The following is a 26,996-nucleotide window of genomic DNA, read 5'->3' on the forward strand; positions in this document are numbered from 1 at the left end:
CAATTCAGATCCGGCTCCGTGAGGAACCCATCACCCCCTACATCGATGGCCGGACCGGGAAAGTTACGGCGCCGCCCAAATTCTTTTTCCAGTGCCGGCTTTCAGCCGCATGGACGTGTGGACCGGAACACTTAAGAGCAGGAACAACGGCGGGCCGGGGTCGCCGGAAATTTCCGACGAACCCGGCCCGGGACCGAGGCGAGGGTCCTACGCGTCGATCATCTCGTCGTCGTCCGCTTCCTCGAACTCAACGGCGGCCACGATTTCCTGGGTCTCCGGGTTGATCATGAACGCCTCGTCCTCTTCCTCGACCATGATGAAGTCGCCGTGGTCCGTGGTGAAATGCCAGGCCAGCGTCTTCTCGCCGTCGTGCATGTAGTTCGGGTCGCCCATGGTGATCTTCTGCAGCGTGTAGCCGGCGATGTCGCACAGCTCGCGAATGATGACCTCAAAATCCGGGGCGTCCTCCAGCGCTTCCTCGTCCGCAGCGGCCTGGCGCTCCTCGAGGTTCGGGATGAGTGCCACCTGACGCTCGATGTAGGCGTCGAGCTCCTCTTCGTCGAGCACCAGCAGACCGTCCTGGCGCAGGAGCCAGGCGGCGTTGAGGGCGGTGATGTTTTCGGTTTCGAACAGTTCCTCAAACTCGCCGTCGAGCTCTTCGATGGTGCGGACGGCATCGTTGGACTCTTCCTCAGTGTCCAGGTCGCCGTCGAGGTAGCGCTCTTCGTCTTCGTCGGACAAGGCATCAAACGCCGCAACAGTCCGGTTGAAGAGCTCCAGGTGGGCGGTGGCGCCCATGCCGGCGAGGCCCCCGCGGATGAGCGGGTCCACCTCGTCGCGGTCCGCGGTAAACACGTACTGGGCGAAGCCGCCCTCCAGGGACTGCGTGACGTAGAAGTCCACGTAGTAGCTGCCGAGCGCCGCGGGCGCGATCTCGCCGGCGTCGAGCAGTTTCCCGTACATGGCGTTCACCACGTAAACGTTGGCACCTACGACCTCCTCGCTGCCTGCATCGATGCTGGCCTTGGTCAGGACGACAGGGTTCTGGCTCATGGTCATGGGATTCCTCACTGCTGAATGCTTCGGTGCTGCTCAGGACACTTTCACGCTACGTCGGCGGGGGCGGCGGTGTGTTGAGGCGGAAGTGAACGTCAGGCGAAGTTTCAGGCTCCCGCCGGGCGAACTAAGATGAAGCAGATAACCTCCGATCGGACACGGCACCCCCGTGGCCAGCTGAAAGTAGCGCGCACCATGCCATCCCAACCGGACGAGAGTGCGGCACTGGCAATACAGACCCCCGCCATTAACGACCGCTCCCTCGCGGCCGGATTGGCGTATGCCATGGGCAGCCGGGTTTCCGGAATGTCGTTCGACGCCGCCACCGGGCTGATGCTGGGCAAGGTCCGGGGAGGTGCCGACGTCCCTTACTCCACCACGGCCAAGCTAGTGCGTAAATCGGGCGGCTGGAGCTGCACCGTGGGCGTCTGCAGCTGCCCTGTCCGCAAGGACTGCAAGCACGTGGCCGCGCTGCTGTTCGCCGCCGAGGACAACCCGGCCATCCGCGTCCAGCTGCTGGCCCCCGCTGACGTTTCCCGGCTTTCCCGCCAGCCCGTCAGCCTGGACCTGGCCGACTGGGAGCAGGCACTGAGCCCGCTCATTTCACAGCCGGGCATCACGCAGTCCATCAGCGGCATCCCGCTGGCCCTCCAGTTCGAGATCGAGGAACCGGCGCCGCACTTCTCCTACACAGGCCGCCGCGATCCGCTCCGCAGCGTGCGCCAGCTCAAGGCCCGGCCCGTGATCATGGGCGCCAAGGGCAAGTGGATCCGCGGCGACGTCTCCTGGAACACCTTGAGCTACCTGAACTTCCGCCGCGAATGCAACGAGGCGCACATCGAGTGGATGCAGGCATTCCTGGCCGCACACACCGCCGCCGCCAACCGGGTCCACAACTCCTCCGCGCTGTGGCTGGGGCTGAACACGTTCGCCGGGAAGAACATGTGGAGCCTGCTCACCGACGCCAAAAAGATCGGCCTCGCCCTGGTTCACAGCCGCGGCACTGAGCCGGTGCGGCTCGCGGAGTCCCCCGCCGCCGTCGGGCTTAATTTGAGCCGTTACGGCCACGAACCTGCGGCGGGGCAGTCCCCAAACGAAACGGCCGACGGCGGCGGGCTGGAGCTCTCGCCCACCATCACCGTTGAGGGGGAAGACGTTGATCCGGCGTCGGTAGGGACCATTGGCCGCCCCGCGCACGGCATCTTCCTGACCACCGGCGGGGAGGCCTTGCCGGGTGTTTCCGCGGACAACGTGATCACGCTGGCCCCGCTGGAGAACGGGCTGAGCGAGGAACTGCTGACCTTCGTGACGGCCGGCAGCCCCCTGCATATCCCGGCGAAGGACGAGACCCGCTTCCTCACCGGCTTCTACCCGAAGCTCAAGCAGGCCGCCCGGGTCACCGCGACGGATGAGTCGGTGGCGCTGCCCGCGCTGGCCCTCCCCACCCTCTCCCTGCTGGCCAACTACGGCGCGGACCACCGGGTCCGCCTGCACTGGGAATGGCACTACAAGTCCGGAAAGCTGGTCACGGCCCAACCGCTGTGGCGTCACCCCGGCGACCACGGCTACCGTGACGACACCGCCGAGGCCCGCATCCTGGAGGGCATCGGCCAGCCGTGGAACGTTGTTCCGGCCCTGGCTGAATCAGCCACCGGAGGCTGGGGCACGCCGCGCCTGTCCGCGTCCGCCGAACTCAGCGGCCTGGACACACTGGCCTTTACCGAGGATGTCCTGCCCGAACTCCGGAACGCGCCGGACGTTTCAGTGGACACTGCCGGGGACATCGCCGACTACCGCGAGGCCGAGGAAGCGCCGGTGGTTTCCATCTCCACCAAAGCCACGGAACAGCGCGACTGGTTCGACCTTGGCATCCAGATCTCGCTCGAGGGCCAGCCGGTCTCCTTCGCCGCCGTGTTCTCCGCGCTGGCCGCGGGCCAGACCAAGATGCTCCTGCCCAGCGGCGCCTACTTCTCGCTGGACCTCCCCGAACTGCACCAGCTGCGCGCCCTGATCGAGGAAGCGCGCTCGCTGCAGGACAACAAGGACGCCCCGCTGCAGATCAGCCGCTTCCAGGCCGGGCTCTGGGACGAGCTCGCGCAGCTCGGCATCGTGGACGAGCAGGCAGCAGCCTGGCGTGAGGCCGTGGGCGGGCTGCTCGAAGGCGGGATCAACGGGCTGCCGCTGCCTCCCACCCTCAATGCCGAGCTCCGGCCGTACCAGCTTGAGGGCTTCAACTGGCTCAGCTTCCTGTACCGGCACAGCCTGGGCGGGATCCTCGCGGACGACATGGGACTGGGCAAGACCGTGCAGGCCCTCGCCCTGATGTGCGCCGCGAAGGAGCAGGCGGCTTCTGTCTCTGAGGGTGCTGATGTCTCTGGGGGTGCTGATTCTGTCGGGGCGCCAGTTCCGGCGCCCGACGTTCCAGCGCCCGACGGCGGGACTCCCTTTTTGGTGGTGGCCCCCACCAGCGTCGTGGGCAACTGGGCGGCGGAAGCCGCACGCTTCGCTCCCGGCCTCACGGTTCGCATCGTAAGCGAAACCTTTGCCAAGAACAGCCAGGATGCGGCTGTTGAACTCGCCGGCGCGGACATCGTGATCACGTCCTACGCGCTGTTCAGGATCGACTACGATTCCTACGCCTCCAAGACCTGGGCGGGACTGGTGCTCGACGAAGCCCAGTTCGTCAAGAACCACCAGTCCAAGGCCTACCAGTGCGCCCGGAAGCTGCCCGCAGCCTTCAAGCTGGCCATCACCGGCACGCCGCTGGAGAACAACCTCATGGAGTTCTGGGCGCTGACGTCCATCGTGGCGCCGGGCCTGTTCTCCAGCCCCAAGCGGTTCGCCGAGTACTACCAGAAGCCGGTGGAAAAGAACGGCGACAAGGGGCAGCTGGACAAGCTCCGCCGTCGGGTCCGTCCGCTCATGATGCGCCGCACCAAGGACCAGGTCATCCAGGACCTGCCGCCGAAACAGGAGCAGATCCTTGAGGTGGTGCTGAACCCGCGCCACCAGAAGATCTACCAGACGCACCTGCAGCGCGAGCGGCAGAAGATCCTGGGCCTGATCGAGGACGCGAACAAGAACCGGTTCACCATTTTCCAGTCCCTGACCCTGCTGCGTCAGCTCAGCCTGGACGCCTCCCTGGTGGATCCGTCACTGTCAGGCGTCCGCTCTTCGAAGCTGGACGTGCTGTTTGAGCAGCTGGAGGACTTGGTGGCCGAGGGCCACCGGGCGCTGATCTTCAGCCAGTTCACCGGTTTCCTGGGCAAGGTCCGGGAGCGGCTGGTGGAGGAGAAGATCGAGTTCTGCTATCTCGACGGCGGCACCCGGAACCGTACCGACGTCGTGAACGAATTCAAGAACGGCACCGCGCCGGTGTTCCTGATTTCGCTGAAGGCCGGCGGCTTTGGCCTGAACCTGACTGAGGCCGACTACGTGTTCCTGCTGGATCCCTGGTGGAATCCGGCCTCGGAGGCGCAGGCCGTGGACCGGACGCACCGGATCGGGCAGGCGCGGAACGTGATGGTCTACCGGCTGGTGGCCAAGGACACGATCGAGGAAAAGGTCATGGCCCTGAAAGCCCGGAAGTCGCAGCTGTTCGCGGATGTGATGGAGGGCGACGCCCTGTCCAGCGGTTCGATCACGGCTGAGGACCTCGCGGGCCTGTTCAAGGACTGAGCGCGGCCAAGCCTAACTGCAGGCTGTCAGGATACCGGCGATCGCGTCGTGCTCGGCCTGGGTGACCCACAGGCTGTAGTTGGCCTTCACTGCGGTCTGGCGGGCTACGTATTCGCACCGGAACGCCTTGTTTGGCGGGAGCCAGGTGGCCGCGTCCTTGTCGCCCTTGGCGCTGTTGGCAGGCCCGTCGGCAGCCATCAGGTTCAGGGGATCGTTGGCCAGCTGCCTGCGCTGTTCGGCACTGAGCTGCTGGGCGCCCTTCTGCCAGGCGTCGCTGAGGGCGATGAGGTGGTCGATCTGGACGGCGGAGCTGGTGGTGTTGCCGCGGACGAAGCTGATGGTTGTGCCGGTGTACTTATCGGCCAGCGTACCGGTGGCAACGACGCAGTTCTGTGTACCGGGCTTGAACGTCTCATCTTCGAGGTCCCTGGCGAGGATGTCGTTTCGGGTGTCGCAGCCGTTTCGGTCGACGTCGGCCCACGCGGGGCCGAATTCCTCGCGGGTGTAGCCGGTCTTGGGGGCGCGACCCTTCACCGGGATGGTTTCCAGCTGGGCGAGGGCCGTTGCCACGTCGGCCGGGCTCACAGATGACTCGCCGGGGTTTCCCGACGGCGGTGCTTCCCTGACAGCTTCGGCCACCTTGTTTGCGGCCTGCGTTGCGGCCTGGGCCGCGGCATCACAACCGGCCAGGGCGCCTGCGAGCAACAGGCTGGTCAACAGAGTCAGTGCTTTGGTGGCGGCGGAGCGGTTGATGGTTATGTCCTTCAGGAGTGCGGCGGAGATGAACACGCTACTGGCGCGGGACGTTCTCACCTGTCATGCCGGGGTGTGGGGTCTGTCACCATTGAATGTCGTACCCCCTCGTCATGATGGAGGTATGGACAACACGGCAGCGGCAGAGATTCTGGAGACCATCGCGGCCTCTGCTTTGCAGCTGGCCGGGGCGCTTCGAGCGACGGCCGCGGATCCGGCTGCTGGCCTGGCCGCGGGCCTGGCCGCGGGCCCGGCCGCCAGCCCGGCGGCAATTGGTCCGTCTGCAACTGGTCCCACTGATGCCCCTTCAGTGAGTGGTCCATCCGCCAGGTGTGGGGACTTGGCCCGCCGGCAGGCTGAGCTTTGCCTGACCGTCCTGTCGGGGACCGTGGGGATGGAAGCCATGCTCGCTGCCGTGAAGGTCCATGCAGCCAGCGGTTACGACGAGGCCGCCCAGACCATCGCGGCCCCCATCACTTCCCCGCAGGAGCAGACCGCCCAGGACATGGGCATCGTGGCCGAGGTCGCCTGCGCCCTGACCGTCAGTGAACGCACGGGTAACGCGCTGCTGGGCGAAGCACACCGCCTGACCACCGCTCTGCCTTTGACGCTGGCCGCCCTGGAAGCGGGGACCATTTCGTGGCAGCACGCCCGGATCATGGTGGACGAAACCCTCAACCTGGACGCCGTGGGTGCTCGGGCGTTGGAAGCGCATTTCCTGGACCCGGGCGCGCCCAACCCGGCGCGGAACCCGGCCGGGGAGATGATCCCGTCCCGGTTCCGCGCCAAAGCCCGGACCTGGCGCGAACGCCACCACCCGGACAGCATCGAAAAACGCCACACCCGCAGCATTGCCGACCGTCGGCTGGAGTACTCTCCGGACCGTGACGGCATGGCCTGGCTCTCCGCCTACCTCCCGGCCCATCAGGCCTCCGGGATCTGGGACCGCGCCACCGCCGCCGCCCGCGCCCTGCAGGGACCCAGCGAGTCCAGGACCCTCACCCAACTCCGCGCCGACAGCGCCGCGGCTTGGCTTCTGGGCGGGCATGCCGATCTGATCCCGTCACCCAAGGCCCAGGTCCTGGTCACGGTGCCGGTCTTCGCGCTGATGGGTCTGACCGATGAACCCGCGACGCTCGATGGGTACGGCCCGATTCCGCCATCCATGGCCCGCCAGCTGATTGCCGACGGCGCCGATTCGTTCCACCGCGTCCTGACCGACCCCCGCGACGGAGCACCGCTGGAAATCGGCCGTGACAGCTACCGGATACCCAAAGCGATGCGCCAATGGCTTAGATTGCGGGATGGGAAGTGCCCGTTCCCCGGCTGCAGCAACCAGTCCCTGGACAACGAAGCTGACCACCTCCTCGCCTGGCACCAGGGCGGAACCACCGGGATCAGCAATCTGGGTCAGCCGTGCCCCAAGCACCACCGGCTCAAACACACCACACCCTGGAAACCCAGCACGGCGAGTTCCACCGAACCACCCGGCTGGATATCACCCACGGGCCGCCACTACGCCAGCGAACACCCGGACTGGGAACCACCTATCTGGCCGAACCAGATAGCGAACCAGATAGTGAACCAACTCCCCCATAAGGAATCTGGCCCCGCCCTGCCCGAACGCCATCAGCCGGCAGCGCCGGAGCCGGAGCCGGAGCCGGAATGGCTGCGCCGCCTCCAAGAAGCAGAGCCGGCACCTTTCCCATCCGTACCCGACTTCCTCTGGCTTACACATCAGCCCGGGGCCGGTGCGGCACCTCCAGTCCCCTGCGCTAACACTGGCTGAGCCCCCACGCACTGGATGAGCCCTGTCACGCACAGGCTGAACCCCATCACGCACTGCTGAGCCTGTCACGCAGCCGGGAAGCCGCTGCGGGAAAGCACTTTCCCGCATATGCTGTAGGGAATTCTGACTTCGCATCCACCTGGAGATTCCCGTGCGCACCGAAGCCGCCGCTTCAGATTCAATCCGTGAACCTGCAGCATCCAGCGTCGTGCCACTCAGCGCTGATGCCTTCAGGACTCCCTACCGGGATCCCATCTGGGACGGCCCCACAGATCCCGTATTGGTGCCCGACCCCTTGACCGGAGACTGGGTGCTCTTCTACACGCAGCGACGGGCCACGGAAACCGGGCTGACCGGCGTCGAGTGGGTCCACGGCACGGCCATTGGAGTGGCCCGCTCATCCGACAGCGGCCTCACTTGGGCGTATCAAGGAACGCTGGACGGACTGGTTCCGCCGGGAATTGAGCTTCCTGCCACGCTATGGGCGCCCGACGTCGTCCGGATCGGCGACCAGTGGATCATGTACCTGACGGTGCTCGGCGGCGTCCGTACGGACTGGACCGGCACCGCCTCTATCGTCCAGCTCGCCAGCCGGGACCTGGTTACCTGGGAACACCTGGGGCCTATCGATCTGGACTCCCCTCGCGTCATCGATGCGGCTGTGGCCCCTTGCGGTGATGGCCGGCACCGACTCTGGTACAAGGACGAGGCCCGCGGATCCAACACGTACAGCGCGGTAACCAGCACGCCTGCCGATCCGACGTCGTGGGTTCTTGAAGGCCTGACCATCGGCGGGCGCCCGCACGAAGGACCCAAAGTCTTCAAGCTCGGCGGCCGGTTCTGGATGATTGTGGACGAGTGGCGCGGCCAGGCGGTCTACCGTTCCGAGGATGCCTCTGGTGGCTGGACCCGGCAGAAGTACCTTAACGGCCTCATCCTGACGGATCCTGAAACGGCCGACGGCGGTCCAGTAGCAGGACGGCATGCGGACGTTGTGCCGCTGGACGCAGCGGCGGACGGCAGGGAACGAGCCCTGATCATTTACTTCACGCATCCGCACTGGAATGGCGAGGACATTGACGCCATGGCAGCAGACCCGAAGACCCACCTCAGCCACGTCCGTGCCGCCGTCCTGGAAGTTCGCAACGGCGACCTCGTCTGCACAACCATCTGACGCCGAAGCATCCGAAGCGGGCTCGAGAACAGGGCGTCGAGGCCGGCACGACAAAAGGCCGAACTACGGAACTATAAGCCAGCGGCTGCTGGCACCGGTCCGATGTTCGGCCCTTAGCCGGGCTCGCGCCGGGCAGCGCCAATGGGCGCCGCCCGGACTTATCTATTCGAGTTCAGGCCCCACTGGATTTCAGGCCCGCTGCGGCGAACCGAGCTCCACCGGGTCTTCATCAGTGAGGTAAGCAAGTTCCGAGTGCGCGGCGATGTCGATGCCGCGGAGTTCGTCTTCGGGCTTGATCCGCAGGCCGACGATGCGATCGAGAATCTTGGCCAGGATCCAGGTGACGCCAAACGAGTAGACCAGGACGGCAACTGTGGCCAGCGACTGGATACCCAGTTGTTCAAGGCCGCCGCCGTAGAAGAGGCCGTTCACTCCGTTCGGAGCCGCATCCGTGGCAAACAGGCCGATCAGCAAGGTGCCGATGATGCCGCCCACAAGGTGAACGCCAACGACGTCGAGCGAATCGTCGTAGCCGAGGCGGAACTTCAGTTCGATGGCGAGGGAGCAGACGGCACCGGCAATGGCGCCGATGGCCAGTGCACCCAGCGGGCTGACCGCGCCGCAAGCAGGCGTAATGGCAACCAGGGCCGAGATCAGGCCGGATGCCGCGCCCATGCTGGTGGCTGCGCCGTGGCGGAGGCGCTCAACCAGCGCCCAGGCGAGGAGCCCGGCCGAAGCTGCCACCGCGGTGTTCAGGAAAACAACGGAGGCGGACTGCCCCGCCGAGAGTGCGGAGCCTGCGTTGAAACCGAACCAGCCCACCCAGAGCAACCCCGCGCCCACGAGCACAAGCGGCCGGCTGTGCGGCTTGGTGTGCTCCATCTTGGGCCAGCCGGAGCTTTTGCCGAGCACGAGTGCCAGTGCAAGCGCCGCGGCGCCGGCGTTCATGTGCACGGCGGTTCCACCGGCGAAGTCGATTGCCTTGATGCCGCTGGCAATCCAGCCGCCCGTGACGCTGCCGTCAGCAGAGGAGAAAGCGAACACCCAGTGTGCGATGGGGAAGTAGACGATGGTTGCCCAGATTCCGGCAAACAGCATCCAGGCGCCGAACTTCATACGTCCGGCTGCCGCTCCCGCAACCAGGGCCGTCGTGACACAGGCGAAGAACAGCTGGAAAGCGGCGAACAGGACCACCGGAATGGAGGCTGCCTCGTCTGCGGCGAGCAGCTGTCCCATGCCCGGGAATTCCGTGATGTCCCCGATGAGTCCGAGGCCGCCCACGGAGTTTCCGAAGGCCATCGAATAGCCGAAGAGCGCCCAGAGCACTGCCACCAGGCTCGCGCCGCCAAAGCACATCATCATCATGTTGAGAATGCGACGAGACCCCACCATACCCCCGTAAAACAGGGCCAGGGCAGGGATCATCATACAGACCAGCGCTGAGCTGGCCAGAATCCAAGCGACATTTCCCGAATCCATGGGAAACCCCTTTCGTGATGCGAAGAGAGAACGGGAATTGCCGTCAGAGCCGCTCGGGAGGAGGGACGCGGAGCCAGTTCCACGTTCATTGGAGGGCAGTTATTGCCGTCTGGTTCCAACTGTATGGCTGCAGTTCCGCGATGGGTTTCTAGCTGGTTAAATCAACGTTTCACTCACGGGCACGCGAGTTTCACAGGTAACAACGCAAGCGGCCACCGACCCCTGCTGGGTCGGTGGCCGCTCGGGGCGCCAGCGTGGGGTGCGCGCTAGATGAGCCCCTGCGCGAGCATGGCGTCAGCCACCTTGACGAAGCCGCCAATGTTGGCGCCGAGCACGTAGTTGCCGGGGTCGCCATACTCGTCCGCGGTTGACGCGCAGCGGTGGTGGATGCCCACCATGATCTCGGTGAGCCGCTGTTCCGTGTGCTCGAAGGACCAGGAATCCCTGCTGGCGTTCTGCTGCATCTCCAGCGCCGACGTCGCCACGCCGCCTGCGTTCGCGGCCTTGCCCGGCCCGAACAGCACACCGGAATCCTGGAACACCGAGACAGCCTCACGGGTGGAGGGCATGTTGGCGCCTTCGCCGACCGCGACCAGGCCGTTGCGCACCAACCGCGCGGCAGCATCGCCGTCGAGCTCGTTCTGCGTGGCGCACGGAAGCGCCACAGTGGCGTCGACATCCCACACCGATCCGGCTTCCACATAGGAGACACCGGGACGGCGCACTGCGTAATCCTTGAGCCGGCCGCGTTCAATTTCCTTCACCTCACGAAGAAGTGCGACGTCGATCCCCGCCTCATCCACGATGTAGCCAGAGGAGTCGGAGCAGGCCACCACACTGGCGCCGAGCGTCTGCGCTTTGGCAATGGCGTTGATGGCCACGTTGCCGGAACCCGACACCACCACGCGCTGCCCGTCGAACGACGAACCACAGGTTTTCAGCATCTCCTGGGTGAAGATGACGGTGCCATAGCCGGTGGCTTCCGGCCGCACCAGGGAGCCGCCCCAGGACATCCCCTTGCCGGTGAGGACCCCGGATTCGTAGCGGTTGGTGATGCGCTTGTACTGCCCGAAGAGGTACCCGATTTCACGGCCGCCGACGCCGATGTCCCCGGCCGGCACGTCGGTGTACTCGCCGATGTGCCGGTAGAGCTCGGTCATGAACGACTGGCAGAACCGCATCACTTCGGCATCGCTGCGGCCTCGCGGATCGAAGTCCGAGCCGCCCTTGCCGCCGCCGATGGGCATGCCGGTGAGCGCGTTCTTGAAGATCTGTTCGAAGCCCAGGAACTTCACAATGCCCAGGTAGACGGAGGGGTGGAAGCGCAGGCCGCCCTTGTAGGGGCCAAGGGCGGAGTTGAATTCAACGCGGAAGCCGCGGTTGATCTGCACGCGGCCGGAGTCGTCGGTCCACGGAACGCGGAAGATGATCTGCCGTTCAGGCTCGCAAAGGCGCTCCAGGATGGCGGCTTCAAGCAACTCGGGGTGCCGGTCGTGGACAGGGCCAAGGCTCTCAAAAACCTCGGTCACCGCCTGGTGGAATTCAGCTTCACCGGGGTTCCGCGCCAATACCGTATTCCGGATGGCCTCAAGCCGAGCGTCCACGTCGCCTCCTCAAAATCATTGAATGTTCAACTCAGCATGGTACCAACGATTGCCGTTATTGAACTTTTTGCGGCAGTCGCAATCGGCTTCTCCGCCCGAATGGCGATATTACTGCGGGCGGGTTGGGCCGGTGGGCACCAGCCGTGAAACCATACGGACCATGGCCCAGAAGATTGCGTACCAGGGTGAGCCCGGCGCCAACTCCAATATCGCGTGCATGCAAATGTTCCCCCAGCTGGAAAGCGTTCCCTGCGCCAGCTTCGAGGACGCCTTCGAGCTGGTCTCCAGCGGCGAGGCTGAGCTGGCGATGATCCCGATTGAGAACTCGATCGCCGGCCGGGTGGCGGACATCCACATCCTGCTCCCCCAATCGCACCTGCAGATCGTGGGCGAGTTCTTCCTGCCTATCCACTTTGACCTGCTGGGCATTCCGGGCAGCACCATCGAGGCGGCCACCGAGGTCCACAGCCACATCCACGCCCTGGGCCAGTGCCGCCGCCTGATCCGGGAGGCCGGGCTGCGTCCTGTCATCGCCGGCGATACTGCCGGATCCGCCCGGGAGGTTCGGGAGTGGAACGACCCCACCAAACTGTCCCTCGCTCCCCCGCTCGCGGCCGAGATCTACGGCCTCGAGGTGCTGGCGTCACGGGTCGAGGATGACCCGTCCAACACCACCCGCTTTGTGGTCCTGGCCCGGGAGAAGGAACTGCCAACCCGGGAAGAACTGCCTGGGCCGGCGGTGACCAGTTTTGTGTTCCGCGTCAGGAACGTCCCGTCGGCCCTGTTCAAGGCACTGGGCGGGTTCGCCACCAATGGCGTGAACATGACGCGGCTGGAGAGCTACATGGTGGGCGACGAATTCGCCGCCACGATGTTCATGGTGGACGTCGAAGGCCACCCCGAGGACGTGCCGTTGCGCTTGGCCCTTGAGGAGCTGGACTTCTTCACCACCGAAGTCCGCATCCTGGGTGTCTATCCGGCTGCCGAGTTCCGGACCGCGCAGACCGTCACGGCCTGAAACCCAGTCAGCGAATCAGGCGGCGGACCGAAGCCGCGGTCATGCCTCGTTATGCACATTCCCCTTCTCACTGCGAGGGAAGATCGGGGCGAAAAACGCGGCGAGTTCCGCCGTCGCGCCCAATGGTAGGACGTTCGCCACGTACTGGTCCGGCCGCACCACCACCACCACGCCGCCGCGGTCCAGGCCGCGGAGCTCGAAGATGTCAGCTGCGGGATCGGCGGCGTAGACCTTCTCGTAGTCTGTCAGCTGGAACGGCCCGACCGACGGCTTGAACACTGCCGGAACAGCACCGATGTCAACGTTTGTGTGGTCCTGCTGGTACATGACTTTCACGTCGAACCACGCGTCCCGGTCAGCGCCCGACGGCGTCGCGGCCAGCGGCGATTGGGGCGACTTCGCCATCCACTCGGCGAAGTCGACGACGGACGGCGGCGGGCCCTGCTTTTCGGATCCTGGCTGCGCCGCGTCGGCGAAGACGTAGATGCGCCACCGGCCGTCCGCCGTGGCGTGGTGGCCAAGATGCATCGGGTTGCCGTCGCACACGCGCACCACGGGCGCGGACTTGAACCGTTTGCCGATGGGGAAACCGGTGGCCAGGTGCTGGTACACCGGTTCTGCGGTGACCATGGACGGCGTGTACTGGGTCATAAAGCCCGCGGGGAACTCGGCCGTGCTGACGTAGAAGTCCTCAAGCTCGGAGGGGTTCGCAAACTCCTCGGGCCTCTTCGCCATCATGGTGGACCACTCCTTGTCGAAGTCGATCAGATTCTTCGCCACCACCTGGCGCTCGGCCGAGTACGTGGCCAGCAGGCTTGCCGGGCTGCGGCCCTCGAGCACGTGTCCGAGCTTCCAGCCGAGGTTGAAACCGTCCTGCATAGAGACATTCATGCCCTGGCCGGCCTTGGCGCTGTGCGTGTGGCAGGCATCGCCGGTGATGAACACGCGGGGTGTGCGCGTGCCGCGCTGGTCCGGCAGGACGTCGTCGAACCTGTCTGTCAGGCGGTGGGCGACCTCATACACGCTGTGCCAGGCGACGTTGCGGACGTCCAGGGTGTAGGGGTGCAGGATGGTGTTCGCGTGGCCGATGATCTGCTCGATGGTGGTGCTGCGTATGGCCCCGCGGTCCTCCGGCGCGACCTCGCCCAGGTCAACGTACATGCGGAAGAGGTGGCCACCTTCGCGCGGGATCAGCAGGATGCTGCCGCCCGCACCGGACTGGATGGCGCATTTTGTGCGGATGTCGGGGAAGTCCGTGACGGCGAGGACGTCCATGACGCCCCACGCGTGATGGGCCTGGTCGCCAGCCATGGTGCAACCGATCGATTCGCGCACCTTGCTGCGCGCGCCGTCCGCGCCGACGACGTATCTGGCCCGGACCACCCGCACCCGGCCCTCGTCAGGGCCTGAAGTGTGGACGAGCCTCACAGTGACGGGATAGTCGCCGTCGCCGACTTCGAGGCTGCGGAACTCATAGCCGTAGTCGGGCGACATCCGTGCAGGCGCGTTGGCCATGAACTCGGCGAAGTAGTCCAGCACGCGGGCCTGGTTGACGATCAGGTGCGGGAACTCACTGATCCCCGTGGGGTCGTCCGGCGTGCGGGCGGCGCGGGCAATCCGGGAATGATCGGCGGGGTCCGGTTTCCAGAACGCCATTTCGGTGATGCGGTACGCCTCGGCGATGATGCGCTCCGCGAAACCGAACGCCTGGAAAGTCTCGACGCTGCGGGCCTGGATACCGTCCGCCTGGCCGATGGCGAGCCGCTCCGGGCGGCGCTCCACAATGCGGGTGGTGACGCCGGGGAACCGGGACAGTTGGGCCGCAGTGAGCATGCCCGCGGGGCCGGTGCCCACGATGAGCACGTCCACTTCTTCGGGGAGCTCGGCAGGCCGGTCCAAACCGATGCCGGATGCTGGCTGGACCCGCGGGTCACCGGATACGTAACCGTGGTGGTGGAACTGCACGGGTTTTCCTCACTTCGTTGTGTGGCTGGGTGGCATGTAGTTCGATAATAGAACTTGACGTTCCATATACGAATAGATGCACTGAAGTGGAATTCTACGCGTACGTGATGCAAGCCACAACCGGCCCCTGCGACCGTGAGCCGGGGACCACCGGAGGCGCTAGCCCATCGCCGGCGCTGCCGACGTTCCGGGGCTGAACTGGCGGCGGGCCCAGCGGGCGAGTTTCTTGCCCTTGCCCTTCCACCAGCTGTCCTCGTCCTTGTCGTGGTGCAGGCGGAAGATGATCGCCACCATCACGAACATAGACATGGCCACGTCCATCCAGGACCACGCCAGCGCGTCGATCAGCACGCTCATGCCGGTGGAAATAATGGCCGGAACGGCCAGCGTCCGGAAGACCGTGCTGGCCACGTAGCGCCGGTGCGACCTCGGCACGGACAGCGCCCGCACCATGTCAAAGCACATGCACACCACCACGACGGTCTGACCGATGGCAAGCAGGATCAGCCCAACACTGGACCCTGCGAACATAACGACTGAAGAACCAAACACGCGAAAACCCCCAGAACCTCGAACCTGCGCTGTGAGACCAGCTGAAGTTCCATTGAAGCCAATAGGGGTTGTCGGGTCACGAGTAGTGGGTACTCGCTTTTCCGGCATGGGACAAGCGTTGTTCTTGCCTCAGATGAGCATTGCCTGCCGCACATTGCCCGCCGATCCGGCGCCGCCGGCTCCTGAGGAGGAGACCTTTCCGGCCGACAGGACGTAGTAGCTGTCCGCCGCATGGAGGGCAAAACCGACGTGCTGCTCCACCAGGAGGATGCTCATGCCGTTGCGCTGGGACAGCTTGACGATGGTTGCTTCGATCTCGGCCACAACGTTGGGCTGGATCCCTTCGGTTGGTTCGTCGAGAATCAGCAGGCGCGGGTCGGTGATCAGCGCCCGGGCAATGGCCAATTGCTGCCGCTGGCCACCGGACAGAAGCCCGGCCCGCCGTGCCAGCAGCGGCTTGAGCGCAGGAAACATATCGAGGGCCTCTGCCACGCGTACAGTGCCGTTCCTGCGCCCGTCAGCGATGAGCTGCAGATTCTCCATAACGGACAGCTGCCCGAATGACTGCTGGCCTTGCGGTACATAGGCCATGCCGCGCGCCACCCGCTGGTGCGGGCGGAGGCCCGAGATGTCCTCCCCATCCAGGGTGATGCGTCCGGCCATGGGTTTGAGGAGCCCGACGACGGCGCGCAGCAATGTTGTTTTGCCGGCGCCGTTGTGCCCCAGCACCGAGACAACCGCCCCATCGGGGACCGTCACGCTCACCCCGGTAATTACCTGGGTGCGGCCGTAACCGGTCTGCAGGTCTTCAATTTCCAGCATCAGTGTCCTTCCGTTCCCGACGTCCCCAGGTAGACGTCCTGCACCTTCTTATCTGCCTGCACCTGCGCCACGCTTCCTTCGCTGAGGACCTTGCCCGCGGCAAGGACAGAGACGGACGTGGCGAACTCCCGGACGAAGTCCATGTCGTGCTCGATGACCAGGGTGATGCGGTTGGCCGCAATGCGGCGCAACAGCTCGCCGGTTTCCCCGCGCTCATCCTGGCTCATTCCCGCGATGGGCTCATCCAGGAGGAGCACGTCCGAGTTCTGTACCAGGAGCATGCCGATTTCCAGCCACTGCTTCTGTCCGTGGGCCAGGATGCCTGCCTTTTTGTCCGCCTCGCCTTCCAGTCCGATGATCTCCAGCGCCTCCTCCACGGCCGGGTCCACGGACTTCCGTCGGCGAAGCATTTGGAGCGGGCTCCGGCCGGAGCCTGCGGCGATGTCGAGGTTCTGGAGTACGGAGAGGTTCTCAAACACGCTTGCGGTCTGGAAGGTGCGCCCCACACCCAGCCGGGCAATCTGGTGCACTTTCCGGCCGAGGATCTCTGTGCCGGTATGGTTCACAGAACCCGTAGCCGGCACCAGGCCGGTGATGGCATCGATTACTGTCGTTTTCCCGGCACCATTAGGCCCGATCAGGAACCGCAGGTCGCCCTGGATCACATCAAGGTTGACGTTGTCCACGGCGAGGAATCCGTCAAAGGAAACCGAGAGATTGCGGACTTCAAGGTACTTTGGCCGGCCGCGGCGCCATCCCCCGGCCTGCGGCTCCCCGTCAGGGAGCAGCGTGGGCGTCGTCATCTGCTGACCTCCTCAGGCTTGGTGGCTTTGACTTCAAGATTGGGACCAGGAGCTTCGGGACCAGGAGCTTCGGGCAACGGCGCTGGGGGCGGTGTTCTGCGCCATCTGCCCACCAGCGACGGCAAAGACGCAAGCCCGCCCGGCATAAATCCGATGACCAGGACAAACAGCAGGCCCTGGAAGTACACCCAGAAGGACGGGAAAGTTGAGGACAGGCTGGACTGGGCGGCAGCGACGCAGACAGCGCCGAGGACGGGCCCCAGGAGTGTGGCGCGGCCGCCGATTGCGACGCCGATGAGGAATGCGATGGACGGGATCACGCCCACGTCCGCAGGCGAGATGATCCCGACGAGCGGGACGAACAGGGCCCCCGCAACGCCTGCAAGGACCGCGGCGACCACGTAGATGACGGTCTTGACGGTCGCCGGATCGTAGCCCAGGAAACGGACGCGCTCCTCCTGGTCACGGACCGCCACCAGCAGCTCACCGAACCGGCTGTGCATCAGCTGCCGGGCAATGGCGAGCGACAGCAGCAGGACAACCGCCGCGATCATGTACAACATGAGCTTGTTGTTCGGGTCCTGCAGGTCAAAACCAAAGAAGGAGCGGAATCCGTTGAGTCCGTTGGAACCGCCGGTTGTAGCCTGCTGGCCGATCAGTAATACGGCGAAGGCGGCCGCTAGCGCCTGGCTGAGAATCGCGAAATAGGCACCTTTGACGCGGCGCTTGAAGATCGCCAAGCCCAGGACAAGTGCCACGAGGCCCGGAACCAGGACCACAGCAAGGAGCGTCACCGCGGGGCTCCGGAACGGTTCCCACCAGCCGGGCACCTCGCCGCTGCCGTAGAGGGACATAAAGTCCGGCACACCTGAGCCACCGAAGAGCGAGGCGTCGGCCAGCTTCATGTGCATGGCCATGATGTAGGCGCCAAGCCCGAAGAACACGCCCTGGCCCAGGGTCAGCATGCCGCCGCGCCCCCAGGCCAGGCCGACGCCAACTGCAACGATCGCAAAGCAGAGGAACTTCCCCAGCAGGCCAAGGTTGAACGCCGGAAGCACCGCGGGTGCAACTCCCAGGAGCAGGGCTGCGCCAAGGGTGAATCCGGCTGCTGTTCCCAACCGCCCGCGCAACAGGCTTTTCATGCCAGGCTCCTTGTTTTGAGGCTGAAGATGCCCTGCGGCCGAAGCTGGAGGAACACCACAATCACGATCAGGATCAGGACCTTGCCAATGCTGGCCGTCGTCGAGTATTCGAAGACGGACTGCAGTACTCCCAAGGCAAAGGCGGCGATGACGGCTCCCTTGATCTGGCCGATGCCCCCGGCCACCACCACCAGGAAGGCGTCCACTATGTAGTTGGTGCCCAGGTAGGGGCTGGTTGAACCAATGAGGGTGACGGCTACGCCGGCGATGCCGGCCAGGCCCGAACCGATGAAGAATGTCAGCTGGTCGCTGCGCCGGGTTGACACCCCACTCGTCTCCGCGAGATCCCGGTTCAGGACAACAGCGCGGATACGGCGCCCGAGTGGCGTGGCCTTCAGGAGGAGGACCAGTCCGGCCAGGCACAGCAGCGAAAGCCCCAGGATGAAGAGCCTGGTCAGCGGGATGGGAGCGCCCAGCAACTCGATATTCCCCTGCAGCCACGCCGGTGCGCGGACATCGACGCTGGGTGCGCCGAAAATGTCACGTGCGGCCTGCTGCAGGATGAGGGCCACCCCGAATGTGACCAGGAGTGTGTCCAGGGGCCGGTGGTACATGCGGCGCAGCAGCACCGCCTCGAGCACCAGCCCCAGGACACCTCCCACCAGGAAGCCTGCGGGAATGGACACCAGCAGCGATACGCCCGCGTCGGAGATGGCCCGCTGGACCACAAAGGCCGTGTACGCCCCGGCCATCATGAACTCACCGTGGGCCATGTTGATGACCCCCATCTGGCCGAAGGTCAATGACAGTCCCAGTGCCGCCAGGAGCAGCACGGAGCCCAGGCTGAGTCCGGCGAACATCTGCCCTATGAGGAGTTCCATTCCAGCAGGCCTTTCGTCGATGTTCCGCGGCCGCTACTTGGCCAGGCTCTTGGCCCAGTCGTAGGTGGCCAGGTACGGGTCCGGTTCAACCGGAGCGGGCGAAGACCAGACCGTGTCGATCAGGCCCGCCGAATTGATCTTGCCGATGCGGGGTGTCTTGGTGATGTGGTTGTTCTCCCCGTTGACGGTGACCAGGCCTTCAGGCGCTTCGAAGGTCACGCCGTCCGCGGCGGCCTGTACCTTGTCCACGTCAAATGAAGCTGCCTTCTCCACCATGGCTTTCCAGAGGTACAGCGAGGTGTAGGCCGCTTCCATGGGGTCGCTCGTCACACGCTCGGCGCCGAACTTCGCCTTGAATGCCGCCACAAACTTCTTGTTGGCCGGCGTGTCCAGGGTCTGGTAGTAATCCCAGGCAGTCAGCTGGCCTTCCACGTTGTCCAGGCCGACGCCGGGGACTTCCTCCTCGGCGATGGAAACGGAGACCACGGGCATGCTGTCCGCCGTCAGGCCAACGCTCTTGTACTGGCGGAAGAAGGCCACGTTGCTATCGCCGTTTAGCGTATTGAAGACCGCATCGGCCTTGGAGTCCCGGACTTTGTTGACGATGGTGGAGAATTCCGTGGAGCCCAGCGGCGCGTACTCCTCGCCGAGGACTTCGATGCCCTTGGCCGCGGCGTAGGCCTGGATGATTTTGTTGGCTGTTCGCGGGAAGACGTAGTCACTGCCAACAAGGAAGAGTGACTTGGTTCCCTGTTCCGCCAAGTAGTCCAAGGCAGGAATGATCTGCTGGTTGGTGGTGGCCCCGGTGTAGAAGATGTTTTTGGACGACTCCAGGCCCTCGTACTGCACCGGATAGAACAACAGCGCGTCGTTGGCCTCAACCACGGGGAGCATCGCCTTGCGGCTTGACGAGGTCCAGCCGCCGAATACCGCGGCCGTGCAGTCCTGCTGGATCAGTTTCCCGGCACGTTCCGCGAACTTGGTCGGTTCGCTGGCGCCGTCCTCACTGATGACCTCAAGCTGTTTGCCCAGGACACCGCCGGAAGCGTTGATCTCCTCGGCGGCCAGGGTCAGGGAGTCGAAGACGGTGCTCTCGCTGATTGCCATGGTGCCTGACAGGGAGTTGATGAACCCCACTTTGACGCTGATGCCCGAGGTGTCAACACAGGAGGTGGCGCTGCTCGCGGCGGAGCCAGCAGACGCCGGATCGGCTATCTGGCTGCCGCAACCTGCGAGGACTGTGGCCATGGCGGCTGCCGCCAGAGGAAGGAAAGCGCGTTTGGTGACCGAAACCCTCATGTGTACCTGCTTCTCACTCCGCCACTGCGCTGGGCAGCGGCTCGCCTCCGAGGTCCGTCAGATGTGACCCCTTGCGATGAACGTAGGAGCGAATTGTTTCGGCACCTGCCCGGTTGGTTTCGAGACCGTTTCGGGGCGGCTCGCAGGGCCCCCGGGAGTTGAGGCGCACGGCAGGCGTGCGGGGGAAAACCGCGAGAAAGCGGGGGCTGGGAGAGTTAACCTGCGGGAAACCTGCCCCGTCGTAACTTTCGCCCGGCCGCCGGACACAATCCGGTCTGGGCGCCGTTAAACGGGTCTCACCTGCGGCTATGTGCAGCACTCAAGCTACGGACAGGGCTATTTATGCGTCGACCGACTGCCTGGGTGGCGACTATTCGCCCAGCGCCCTGGGCCGCCAGACCACCACGGCCTGCGAGCGGGCGCGGGGGCGCTGGCCGCGGGCCAGGCTCACCACGTCGCCGGCGGCACCGGCCGCGAAGATCCGCGAATCAAGGGGATCACGACGGCGGCCCAGCTCCTCGGTCAGTTCGCTCACCCTGCGCTGCAGCGCGGCCACCTGGTTCTCGAGCTCAAGAATCCGCTTAATGCCTTCAAGCGAGACGCCTTCGTGGGACAGCCGCTGGACTTCACGCAGCATGTTGATGTCCCGCTGCGAATAACGGCGCGATTTCCCCGGCGCCCGGCTGGGCGAAACAATGCCCAGCCGGTCATACTGCCGGAGCGTCTGCGGGTGCATATCCGCCAGTTCAGCCGCGACGGAGATCACGAAGATCGGCTGGTCAGCGCTGATATCCACTGTCGGCTCCGTTGCTTAGAGCCGGGCCTTGGCGGCCAGGCCTTCACGGACGTCGGCGTCGGCCGTGGCTTCTGCAAAGGCCTTCACTGCTGCTTCGGCTTCCTTGTTCAGGTTCTTGGGAACCGCGACGTCGATAGTCACCAGGAGATCGCCGGTGAACTTCGAAGTCTTCACCCCGTGGCCCTTGACCCTGAGCGTGCGCCCGGACGGTGTGCCGGCCGGAACACGGACCTTGACGGTTTCGCCGTCGATGGTGGGGACCTGGATGTCGGCGCCCAAGGCAGCTTCCGGGAAGGTGACCGGGACATGGATGCGGAGGTTGTCGCCGTCGCGCGTGTAAAACTCGTGCGGCTTGACGGACACGGCCACCATGAGGTCGCCGTTGCCGGCGGGTCCCGGCTGCCCCTTGCCGCGGACGCGCACTTTCTGGCCGTCCTTGATGCCGGCGGGAACGCGGACGTCAATGACGTCACCGCTGGGTTCGCGCAGGCCGATGGTGGTGCCACGGATGGAGCCTGAGAAGGAAATACTAGTGGTCGCCGTACGGTCGGCACCCTTGGAAGGCGGACGCTGGAAGCCGGTCTGGCCGCCGAAGCCGCCACCGCCAAACAGGTCAGCAAACTCGGGCGGGATGCCGCCTGACGAGTTGAAGCCGCCGGGCTGGCGCCCCGGACCGCCGGTGAACAGACCGCCGAACATGTCCTCGAAGCCGCCGTTGCCGCCGCCGGCCCCGCCGGGAGCGAACCGCGCGCCGCCACCCATAGCCCGGATGGCGTCATACTGCTGGCGCTCGTCCGGATCCGACAGCACCGAGTAGGCCTCGGAGATGTCCTTGAACTTCTTCTCCGACGCAGCGTCCCCCGAGTTCGTATCCGGGTGGTGCTGGCGGGCAAGTTTCCGGTACGCCTTCTTGATGTCGGCGTCGGAAGCGTCCTTGGCGATACCAAGGATCGCGTAAAAGTCCTTGTCCACCCAATCCTGGCTAGCCAATGGCGTTTCCTTTCAAAAAGTTATGGGTCGGTGGTTGAGCTTGCCGAAACCTGGGTCTCGCTCCCCAATCGTTCCCTAACCTCGCAAGCTCGGTCAGGGAACCCTGCGGTCGTGGCCCCAAGCTCAACCACCGGAGTAATGCTAGGCCGGAACTGCGACGATGACCTGTGCGGCCCGGAGGACGCGTTCGCCTGACTTGTAGCCGGAGCGGAGTACCTGACTGACGGTGTCAACCTCGATGTCTTCGCCGGGCTGCTGAATGAGGGCCTCGTGGATCGTGGGATCGAAATCCACTCCGGTCTCATCAATCCGGACCAGGCCGTACGTCTTCAGCGCGTTCTCCAGCTTGGTGGCGATCGCGGCGAACGGGCCGTCGGTCAGGTCACCGTGCTGGCGAGCGGCGTCGACGTCGTCAAGTACCGGAAGCAGGGAATTCAGGACGCCGATGACGGCCATCTCCCCTGCCACGGCCCGGTCGCGCTCCACACGCTTACGGTAGTTGACGTATTCGGCCTGGAGGCGGAGGAGATCGTTCTTCAGCTCGGCGGCTTCGGCCTGTCCTGCACCCTGTGCCACCGATTCCTCAGCCGGCACCTCGATGCCGTTGAGGATTTCCTCGGCCTGGGCGAGTGCATCGCCATCGCTGTCGACGAGCTCGCCGTCCACAGGCTCGCCCTTCGGCGCGTCAGCGGGCTGCTCGCCCTCCGGGTGCCGGGCCTGTCCGGTCACCGGATCAACCTTGCGGTTGTCCCGGATGACCGGCTCCTGGTGGCCGCTGCCCTGGTCTGGTGAAGAGTTGTGCTCTTCCTCGTTACCGTGGTGCGGCATGGCTACTTCTTCGCTTCGTCTTCGTCGATGATCTCGGCGTCAACGATGTCCTCGTCGGCCGCCTTGTCACCTGCGGGAGCGGCGCCTTCGGCACCTGCAGCGCCGGTGGTACCGTCCGGCGAACCGGCCTGGGCGTAGATGGCCTCGCCGAGCTTCGTCTGGGAAGCCTGGAGCTTCTCGAACGCGGTCTTCACGGCTGCGTCATCGGTACCTTCGAGGGCCTTCTTGAGCTCGTCGACGTCGGCCTGGACCTCGGTCTTGACCTCTTCAGGCAGCTTGTCGGCGTTGTCGGCGATCAGCTTGTCCACGGAGTACGCGAGCTGCTCGGCAGTGTTGCGGGTGTCGGTCGCCTCGCGGCGGGCCTTGTCCTCGGCTGCGTGCTCCTCCGCGTCCTTGACCATGCGCTCAATGTCTTCCTTGGAGAGCGCGGTGCCGCCGGTGATGGTCATGGACTGTTCCTTGCCGGTGCCCTTGTCCTTCGCGGAGACGTGGACGATGCCGTTGGCGTCGATGTCGAACGTGACCTCGACCTGCGGGACGCCGCGCGGAGCCGGCGCGATGCCGGTCAGCTCGAACGTGCCCAGCGGCTTGTTGTCGCGGGTGAACTCGCGCTCGCCCTGGAAGACCTGGATGGCCACGGACGGCTGGTTGTCATCAGCCGTGGTGAAGGTCTCGGACCGCTTGGTGGGGATGGCGGTGTTGCGCTCGATCAGGTGCGTCATCACGCCACCCTTGGTTTCGATGCCCAGGGACAGCGGGGTGACGTCGATCAGCAGGACGTCCTTGCGCTCGCCCTTCAGAACGCCGGCCTGGAGTGCTGCGCCAACGGCCACAACTTCATCCGGGTTGACGCCCTTGTTCGGCTCCTTGCCGCCCGCCAGTTCCTTGACCAGGTCGTAGACGGCGGGCATACGGGTGGATCCGCCGACGAGGACGATGTGGTCGATCTCGGAAAGCTTGATGCCGGCCTCCTTGATGACGTCGTGGAACGGCTTCTTGGTGCGCTCCAGCAGGTCCTTGGTGAGTTCCTGGAACTTGGCGCGGGTCAGCTGCTCGTCCAGGTGGACCGGGCCGTCGGGGGTGACGGAGAGGTACTGGAGCGAAACGTTGGTGCTGCTGGAAGAAGAGAGTTCCTTCTTGGCCTGCTCAGCGGCTTCACGGAGGCGCTGAAGGGCGATCTTGTCCTTGGACAGGTCGATGCCCTTGACCTTGAGCTGGTTCAGCAGGTAATCCACAACGCGCTGGTCCCAGTCGTCGCCGCCGAGGCGGTTGTCGCCTGCGGTGGAGCGGACCTGGATGGTGGAGAAGTTGTCTTCGTCCTTGCCCACTTCGAGCAGGGAGACGTCGAACGTGCCGCCGCCGAGGTCAAAGACCAGGATGAGCTCGTCTTCCTTGCCCTTGTCCAGGCCGTAGGCCAGTGCAGCCGCGGTGGGCTCGTTGACAATGCGCAGGACGTTCAGGCCCGCGATTTCGCCGGCTTCCTTGGTGGCCTGGCGCTCGGCGTCGTTGAAGTAGGCCGGAACGGTGATCACGGCGTCGGTGACCTTCTCACCAAGGTAGGACTCGGCGTCGTTCTTCAGCTTCATGAGCACACGGGCGGAGATTTCCTGCGCGGTGTACTTCTTGTCATCGATGCCAACGGACCAGTCAGTGCCCATGTGGCGCTTGACGGAAGCGATGGTGCGATCGATGTTGTTGACGGCCTGGCGCTTGGCGATCTCGCCAACCAGGACTTCGCCGGACTTGGAGAATGCAACGACGGACGGCGTGGTGCGGCCACCCTCGGCGTTGGCAATTACGGTGGGCTCGCCACCTTCGAGAACGGAGACGACGGAGTTAGTGGTTCCGAGGTCGATACCTACTGCACGTGACATGTGTTGCTTCCTTCTTTTCCTTGGAAACTTGCTGGCGCCCGAGTGTTGAGCGTTCTGCACTCAACTTTACTCATGGCGCTGGCCATGTCAATCCAAAGTTGAGCGGAGTCCGCTCAACTTTGGATTTATATGTCACGGCACCTGTAGGGAATTCCCTGGATTTACGGGGTTTTTCGGCCGAAATTCTGCTTCCCGGACAGTAGTTCGCTGTGCGTGAACGGCCGCTACGGGTTCTTGTCCTCGTCCACTTCCACCTCGCGCGCGCTGTCAACGGAGCCGGCGTCGCCGTAATCACCTTCGGGATAGTCGCCTTCCTCGGGCTGGTTCTCCGCGCCGCCCACCACGCCGGCATCGCCGTAGTCGCCTTCCGGATAGTCACCCTCCTCGGGCTGGCTCCCCGTGCCGCCGACGCCGGCCTCGCCGTAATCGCCTTCCGAATAGTCGCCTTCCGCGGGCTGGTTTTCCGCGCCGCCGACGCCGGCCTCGCCGAAGTCGGCCTCCTCATACTGGTCACCTTCGCCCTCCATGCCGGGTTCGGTGCTGCCCTTGCGGCGTTCTTCTTCAGGTGCGGTGTTCTCACTCATGACGTGATCTCTCCTTCGAGTTCCCGCGTCCATCCGGGCGCATTTGGAGTCTACTCAGCCGGAGGCGGCCTAAACAGGGGTGGCGCCAGAAGCCGGGGCGTTCTGCGGGTATCTGTCAGGCCCCGAGCCCCGCCACCCCCGCAAGGACGGTGAGGTGGTGCTCAAAGAGTTCGTCGGGGGCACGGAAGGTATCCGCTCCATATTGGCCAAAGACCTCAAAGCTCACGGCGCCGAAGAGCGACGTCCACACCAGGGCACCGTTCGCCTGGAGCTCGTCCGGCATGGCGAGCCCGAGTTCGCTGCGGATTGCTTCCAGATCGGCGGACAAGGCGGAAGGCACGACGGCGGCGGGCGCCGCCGCGGTCAGCGCACCTGCCCGGTGGGCGCCGTCGAGAATGACGATCAGGCGGTAGATCACGCGCGTTCCCGGCGGCGTGGCCTGGCCCGCGGGAGCCTGGTATCCCGGCACCGGACTGCCAAACAGGAGTCCGTAGCGCGCGGGTTCCCGCAGCGCCCAGGTCCGTACGGCCCGGCCAAGCGCCTTGAACCTGCCGGCAAAGTCACGCTCCGGCACTGCGTTGACGGCAGCATCCACGGCATCGCCAAGCTCGTTGTAGGCGTCCACCAGGAGGAGCGTGAGGAGCTCGTCCCGGTTGGCCACGTAACGGTAGACGGCTGACGAGACGACGCCCAGGTCCCTCGCCACGGCGCGGAGGGACAGCGCTGCCGCACCCTGCGTGGCCAGATGCTCCCGGCCCAGCCGGACAATGTCAGCAATGGTCTGGGCGCGGGCGCGCTCCCGCGGCGTCCGAAGGGTGGTTTCCGCGTCCACGGCAGGGTCGTTCATCGGTCCAGCATGGCACAAGTCAGAGCAGTGTCAACAATTGAGAGCAGTGCTCTTGACAGTTCCCCCTGGCCGGCGCACTCTTATTGGAGAGCAGTGCTCTCTAATAAGAGAATCCTTGAGGAGAAGTCATGAACGACGTCTATGTTGTTACCGGAGCCGGCCCCGTAGGTTGGACGGTCACAGAGCATCTCGCGGAGCAGGGGAAAACGGTCAGAATCCTCACCCGTTCCGGCAGCGGCCCGGAGCATCCGCTGGTGGAGCGCGTGAAAGCGGACGTCCAGGATGCCGCCCAACTGCGGGACGCCTTCGCGGGCGCAACGGCCGTCTTCCACTGCATCCACGGCTCCTCCTACAGCGTGGATGCCTGGCAAGACGAACTGCCGGCGGCCGAGCAAACGGTGCTGACTGCGGCAGCCGGGGCGGACGCCGTCGTGGTCTTCCCCGAAAGCCTCTACTCGTACAGCGAGCCGCAGCGACCGATGAAAGAGGCGGGTCCGCGGACTGCCGAGGGCGGCAAACGGGGTGTTCGGACCAAGCTCCTGGCGGCACGGGACGCCTCCCCTGCCAACACCGTCAGCGTAGTTGCCGGCGATTTCTTTGGCCCACGGGTGCGGACCTCACATGGCGGCGAGCGTGTGGTCCCCACAGTGTTGGCCGGTAAAAAATTGTGGGTCATCGGCAGCACCGACCAGCCCCATTCGTTCACGTACGTCCCGGACCTGGCCGCGGCGATGATCCATGCGGCGGAAACGCCGTCGCTGTGGAACAAGGTGTGGCACTCGCCCACGGGTCCGGCAGTCACACAGCGGCAGCTGGCCACAGCGTTCACCGAGGCCGGCGAAGTACAGGCGCCGAAAATGGGGGCCATACCCGGCTGGGCGCTCCGGGCCATGGGTGTGTTCTCGAAGGACATGCGGGAACTGGCGGAAATGCTCTACCAGTTTGAGCAGCCGTTTGTGATGGACTCCGCCGCCAGCGAGGCCGCGCTTGGCCTGCGGCCGACGCCCCTGCCCGAGGCGGCCGCGGCCACAGTGGCCTGGTGGCGCGCGCAATCCTAGGCCG

Annotated in this window: 22 protein-coding genes; 5 read left to right on the forward strand and 17 right to left on the reverse strand. The window is 65.1% G+C overall.

The window, feature by feature from the left end; all coding sequences use genetic code 11:
• Positions 1-207: 207 nt before the first annotated feature.
• Positions 208-1,059 (reverse strand): DMP19 family protein, encoded by an 852-nt coding sequence (locus ACZY0Q_RS17800; protein WP_463918805.1) that lies wholly within the window; start codon positions 1,057-1,059, stop codon positions 208-210.
• A gap of 192 nt (positions 1,060-1,251) precedes the next feature.
• Here ACZY0Q_RS17800 and ACZY0Q_RS17805 point away from each other — a divergent pair, with 192 nt between their 5' ends.
• Positions 1,252-4,734 (forward strand): DEAD/DEAH box helicase, encoded by a 3,483-nt coding sequence (locus ACZY0Q_RS17805; protein ID WP_463918806.1) that lies wholly within the window; start codon positions 1,252-1,254, stop codon positions 4,732-4,734.
• A gap of 12 nt (positions 4,735-4,746) precedes the next feature.
• Here ACZY0Q_RS17805 and ACZY0Q_RS17810 read toward each other — a convergent pair whose 3' ends face one another.
• A complete protein-coding gene (locus tag ACZY0Q_RS17810) occupies positions 4,747-5,523 on the reverse strand; it encodes an HNH endonuclease family protein (RefSeq protein WP_463918807.1) in 777 nt (258 codons plus the stop codon).
• A gap of 88 nt (positions 5,524-5,611) precedes the next feature.
• Between ACZY0Q_RS17810 and ACZY0Q_RS17815 the strand changes: the two genes are divergently transcribed.
• Together ACZY0Q_RS17815 and ACZY0Q_RS17820 are read left to right on the forward strand one after the other, a co-directional pair.
• Positions 5,612-7,276 (forward strand): HNH endonuclease signature motif containing protein, encoded by a 1,665-nt coding sequence (locus ACZY0Q_RS17815; RefSeq protein ID WP_463918808.1) that lies wholly within the window; start codon positions 5,612-5,614, stop codon positions 7,274-7,276.
• Between the two features lie 151 nt (positions 7,277-7,427).
• The gene (locus tag ACZY0Q_RS17820; RefSeq protein ID WP_463918809.1) at positions 7,428-8,450 is read left to right on the forward strand and encodes a family 43 glycosylhydrolase; all 1,023 of its coding nucleotides are present in this window, start codon (positions 7,428-7,430) and stop codon (positions 8,448-8,450) included.
• Positions 8,451-8,639: 189 nt separating this feature from the next.
• Here ACZY0Q_RS17820 and ACZY0Q_RS17825 read toward each other — a convergent pair whose 3' ends face one another.
• Positions 8,640-9,929, reverse strand: coding sequence for an ammonium transporter (locus ACZY0Q_RS17825; protein WP_463918810.1), 1,290 nt, complete (start codon positions 9,927-9,929; stop codon positions 8,640-8,642).
• Positions 9,930-10,195: 266 nt separating this feature from the next.
• A complete protein-coding gene (gene gdhA, locus ACZY0Q_RS17830; RefSeq protein ID WP_463918811.1) occupies positions 10,196-11,533 on the reverse strand; it encodes an NADP-specific glutamate dehydrogenase in 1,338 nt (445 codons plus the stop codon).
• Between the two features lie 160 nt (positions 11,534-11,693).
• On the opposite strand from gdhA, the gene ACZY0Q_RS17835 reads away from it, so the two are divergent.
• Complete coding sequence (locus ACZY0Q_RS17835) at positions 11,694-12,551, forward strand: prephenate dehydratase (RefSeq protein WP_463918812.1); 858 nt, start codon at positions 11,694-11,696, stop codon at positions 12,549-12,551.
• Positions 12,552-12,590: 39 nt separating this feature from the next.
• Here ACZY0Q_RS17835 and ACZY0Q_RS17840 read toward each other — a convergent pair whose 3' ends face one another.
• From ACZY0Q_RS17840 to ACZY0Q_RS17900, 13 genes are all read right to left on the reverse strand, one after another.
• A complete protein-coding gene (locus tag ACZY0Q_RS17840; RefSeq protein WP_463918813.1) occupies positions 12,591-14,516 on the reverse strand; it encodes an FAD-binding monooxygenase in 1,926 nt (641 codons plus the stop codon).
• Positions 14,517-14,675: 159 nt separating this feature from the next.
• Positions 14,676-15,047 (reverse strand): hypothetical protein, encoded by a 372-nt coding sequence (locus ACZY0Q_RS17845; protein WP_463918956.1) that lies wholly within the window; start codon positions 15,045-15,047, stop codon positions 14,676-14,678.
• A 150-nt stretch (positions 15,048-15,197) separates the two neighbouring features.
• Positions 15,198-15,890, reverse strand: a complete 693-nt coding sequence (gene urtE / locus ACZY0Q_RS17850) for an urea ABC transporter ATP-binding subunit UrtE (protein ID WP_463918814.1) — start codon at positions 15,888-15,890, stop codon at positions 15,198-15,200.
• Positions 15,890-16,693, reverse strand: coding sequence for an urea ABC transporter ATP-binding protein UrtD (gene urtD / locus ACZY0Q_RS17855; protein WP_463918815.1), 804 nt, complete (start codon positions 16,691-16,693; stop codon positions 15,890-15,892). Before urtD ends, urtE begins: the two co-directional genes overlap by 1 nt.
• The gene (urtC, locus tag ACZY0Q_RS17860) at positions 16,690-17,835 is read right to left on the reverse strand and encodes an urea ABC transporter permease subunit UrtC (protein ID WP_463918816.1); all 1,146 of its coding nucleotides are present in this window, start codon (positions 17,833-17,835) and stop codon (positions 16,690-16,692) included. Before urtC ends, urtD begins: the two co-directional genes overlap by 4 nt.
• Positions 17,832-18,716, reverse strand: a complete 885-nt coding sequence (gene urtB / locus ACZY0Q_RS17865) for an urea ABC transporter permease subunit UrtB (RefSeq protein ID WP_463918817.1) — start codon at positions 18,714-18,716, stop codon at positions 17,832-17,834. The genes urtC and urtB overlap by 4 nt, the downstream gene beginning before the upstream one ends.
• A gap of 33 nt (positions 18,717-18,749) precedes the next feature.
• Positions 18,750-20,015 carry an urea ABC transporter substrate-binding protein gene (urtA, locus tag ACZY0Q_RS17870; protein ID WP_463918818.1) on the reverse strand — a complete coding sequence of 422 codons (1,266 nt, stop codon included), beginning with the start codon at positions 20,013-20,015 and terminating at the stop codon, positions 18,750-18,752.
• A gap of 370 nt (positions 20,016-20,385) precedes the next feature.
• Positions 20,386-20,811, reverse strand: coding sequence for a heat shock protein transcriptional repressor HspR (locus ACZY0Q_RS17875; RefSeq protein ID WP_308292606.1), 426 nt, complete (start codon positions 20,809-20,811; stop codon positions 20,386-20,388).
• Between the two features lie 15 nt (positions 20,812-20,826).
• Positions 20,827-21,801, reverse strand: a complete 975-nt coding sequence (locus ACZY0Q_RS17880; RefSeq protein WP_463918819.1) for a DnaJ C-terminal domain-containing protein — start codon at positions 21,799-21,801, stop codon at positions 20,827-20,829.
• A 141-nt stretch (positions 21,802-21,942) separates the two neighbouring features.
• On the reverse strand, positions 21,943-22,629 hold the full coding sequence (locus tag ACZY0Q_RS17885; RefSeq protein ID WP_463918820.1) for a nucleotide exchange factor GrpE: 687 nt from the start codon (positions 22,627-22,629) through the stop codon (positions 21,943-21,945).
• 2 nt (positions 22,630-22,631) lie between these two features.
• Positions 22,632-24,503, reverse strand: a complete 1,872-nt coding sequence (dnaK, locus tag ACZY0Q_RS17890; RefSeq protein ID WP_463918821.1) for a molecular chaperone DnaK — start codon at positions 24,501-24,503, stop codon at positions 22,632-22,634.
• 224 nt (positions 24,504-24,727) lie between these two features.
• Positions 24,728-25,087 (reverse strand): hypothetical protein, encoded by a 360-nt coding sequence (locus tag ACZY0Q_RS17895; protein ID WP_463918822.1) that lies wholly within the window; start codon positions 25,085-25,087, stop codon positions 24,728-24,730.
• 115 nt (positions 25,088-25,202) lie between these two features.
• Entirely contained in the window at positions 25,203-25,934 is a 732-nt protein-coding gene (locus ACZY0Q_RS17900) for a TetR/AcrR family transcriptional regulator (protein ID WP_463918823.1), read from the reverse strand.
• A gap of 128 nt (positions 25,935-26,062) precedes the next feature.
• Here ACZY0Q_RS17900 and ACZY0Q_RS17905 point away from each other — a divergent pair, with 128 nt between their 5' ends.
• Positions 26,063-26,992, forward strand: a complete 930-nt coding sequence (locus tag ACZY0Q_RS17905; protein WP_463918824.1) for an NAD-dependent epimerase/dehydratase family protein — start codon at positions 26,063-26,065, stop codon at positions 26,990-26,992.
• The last annotated feature ends 4 nt before the right edge of the window (positions 26,993-26,996 follow it).

Source organism: Pseudarthrobacter lactosi (genome assembly GCF_055412785.1).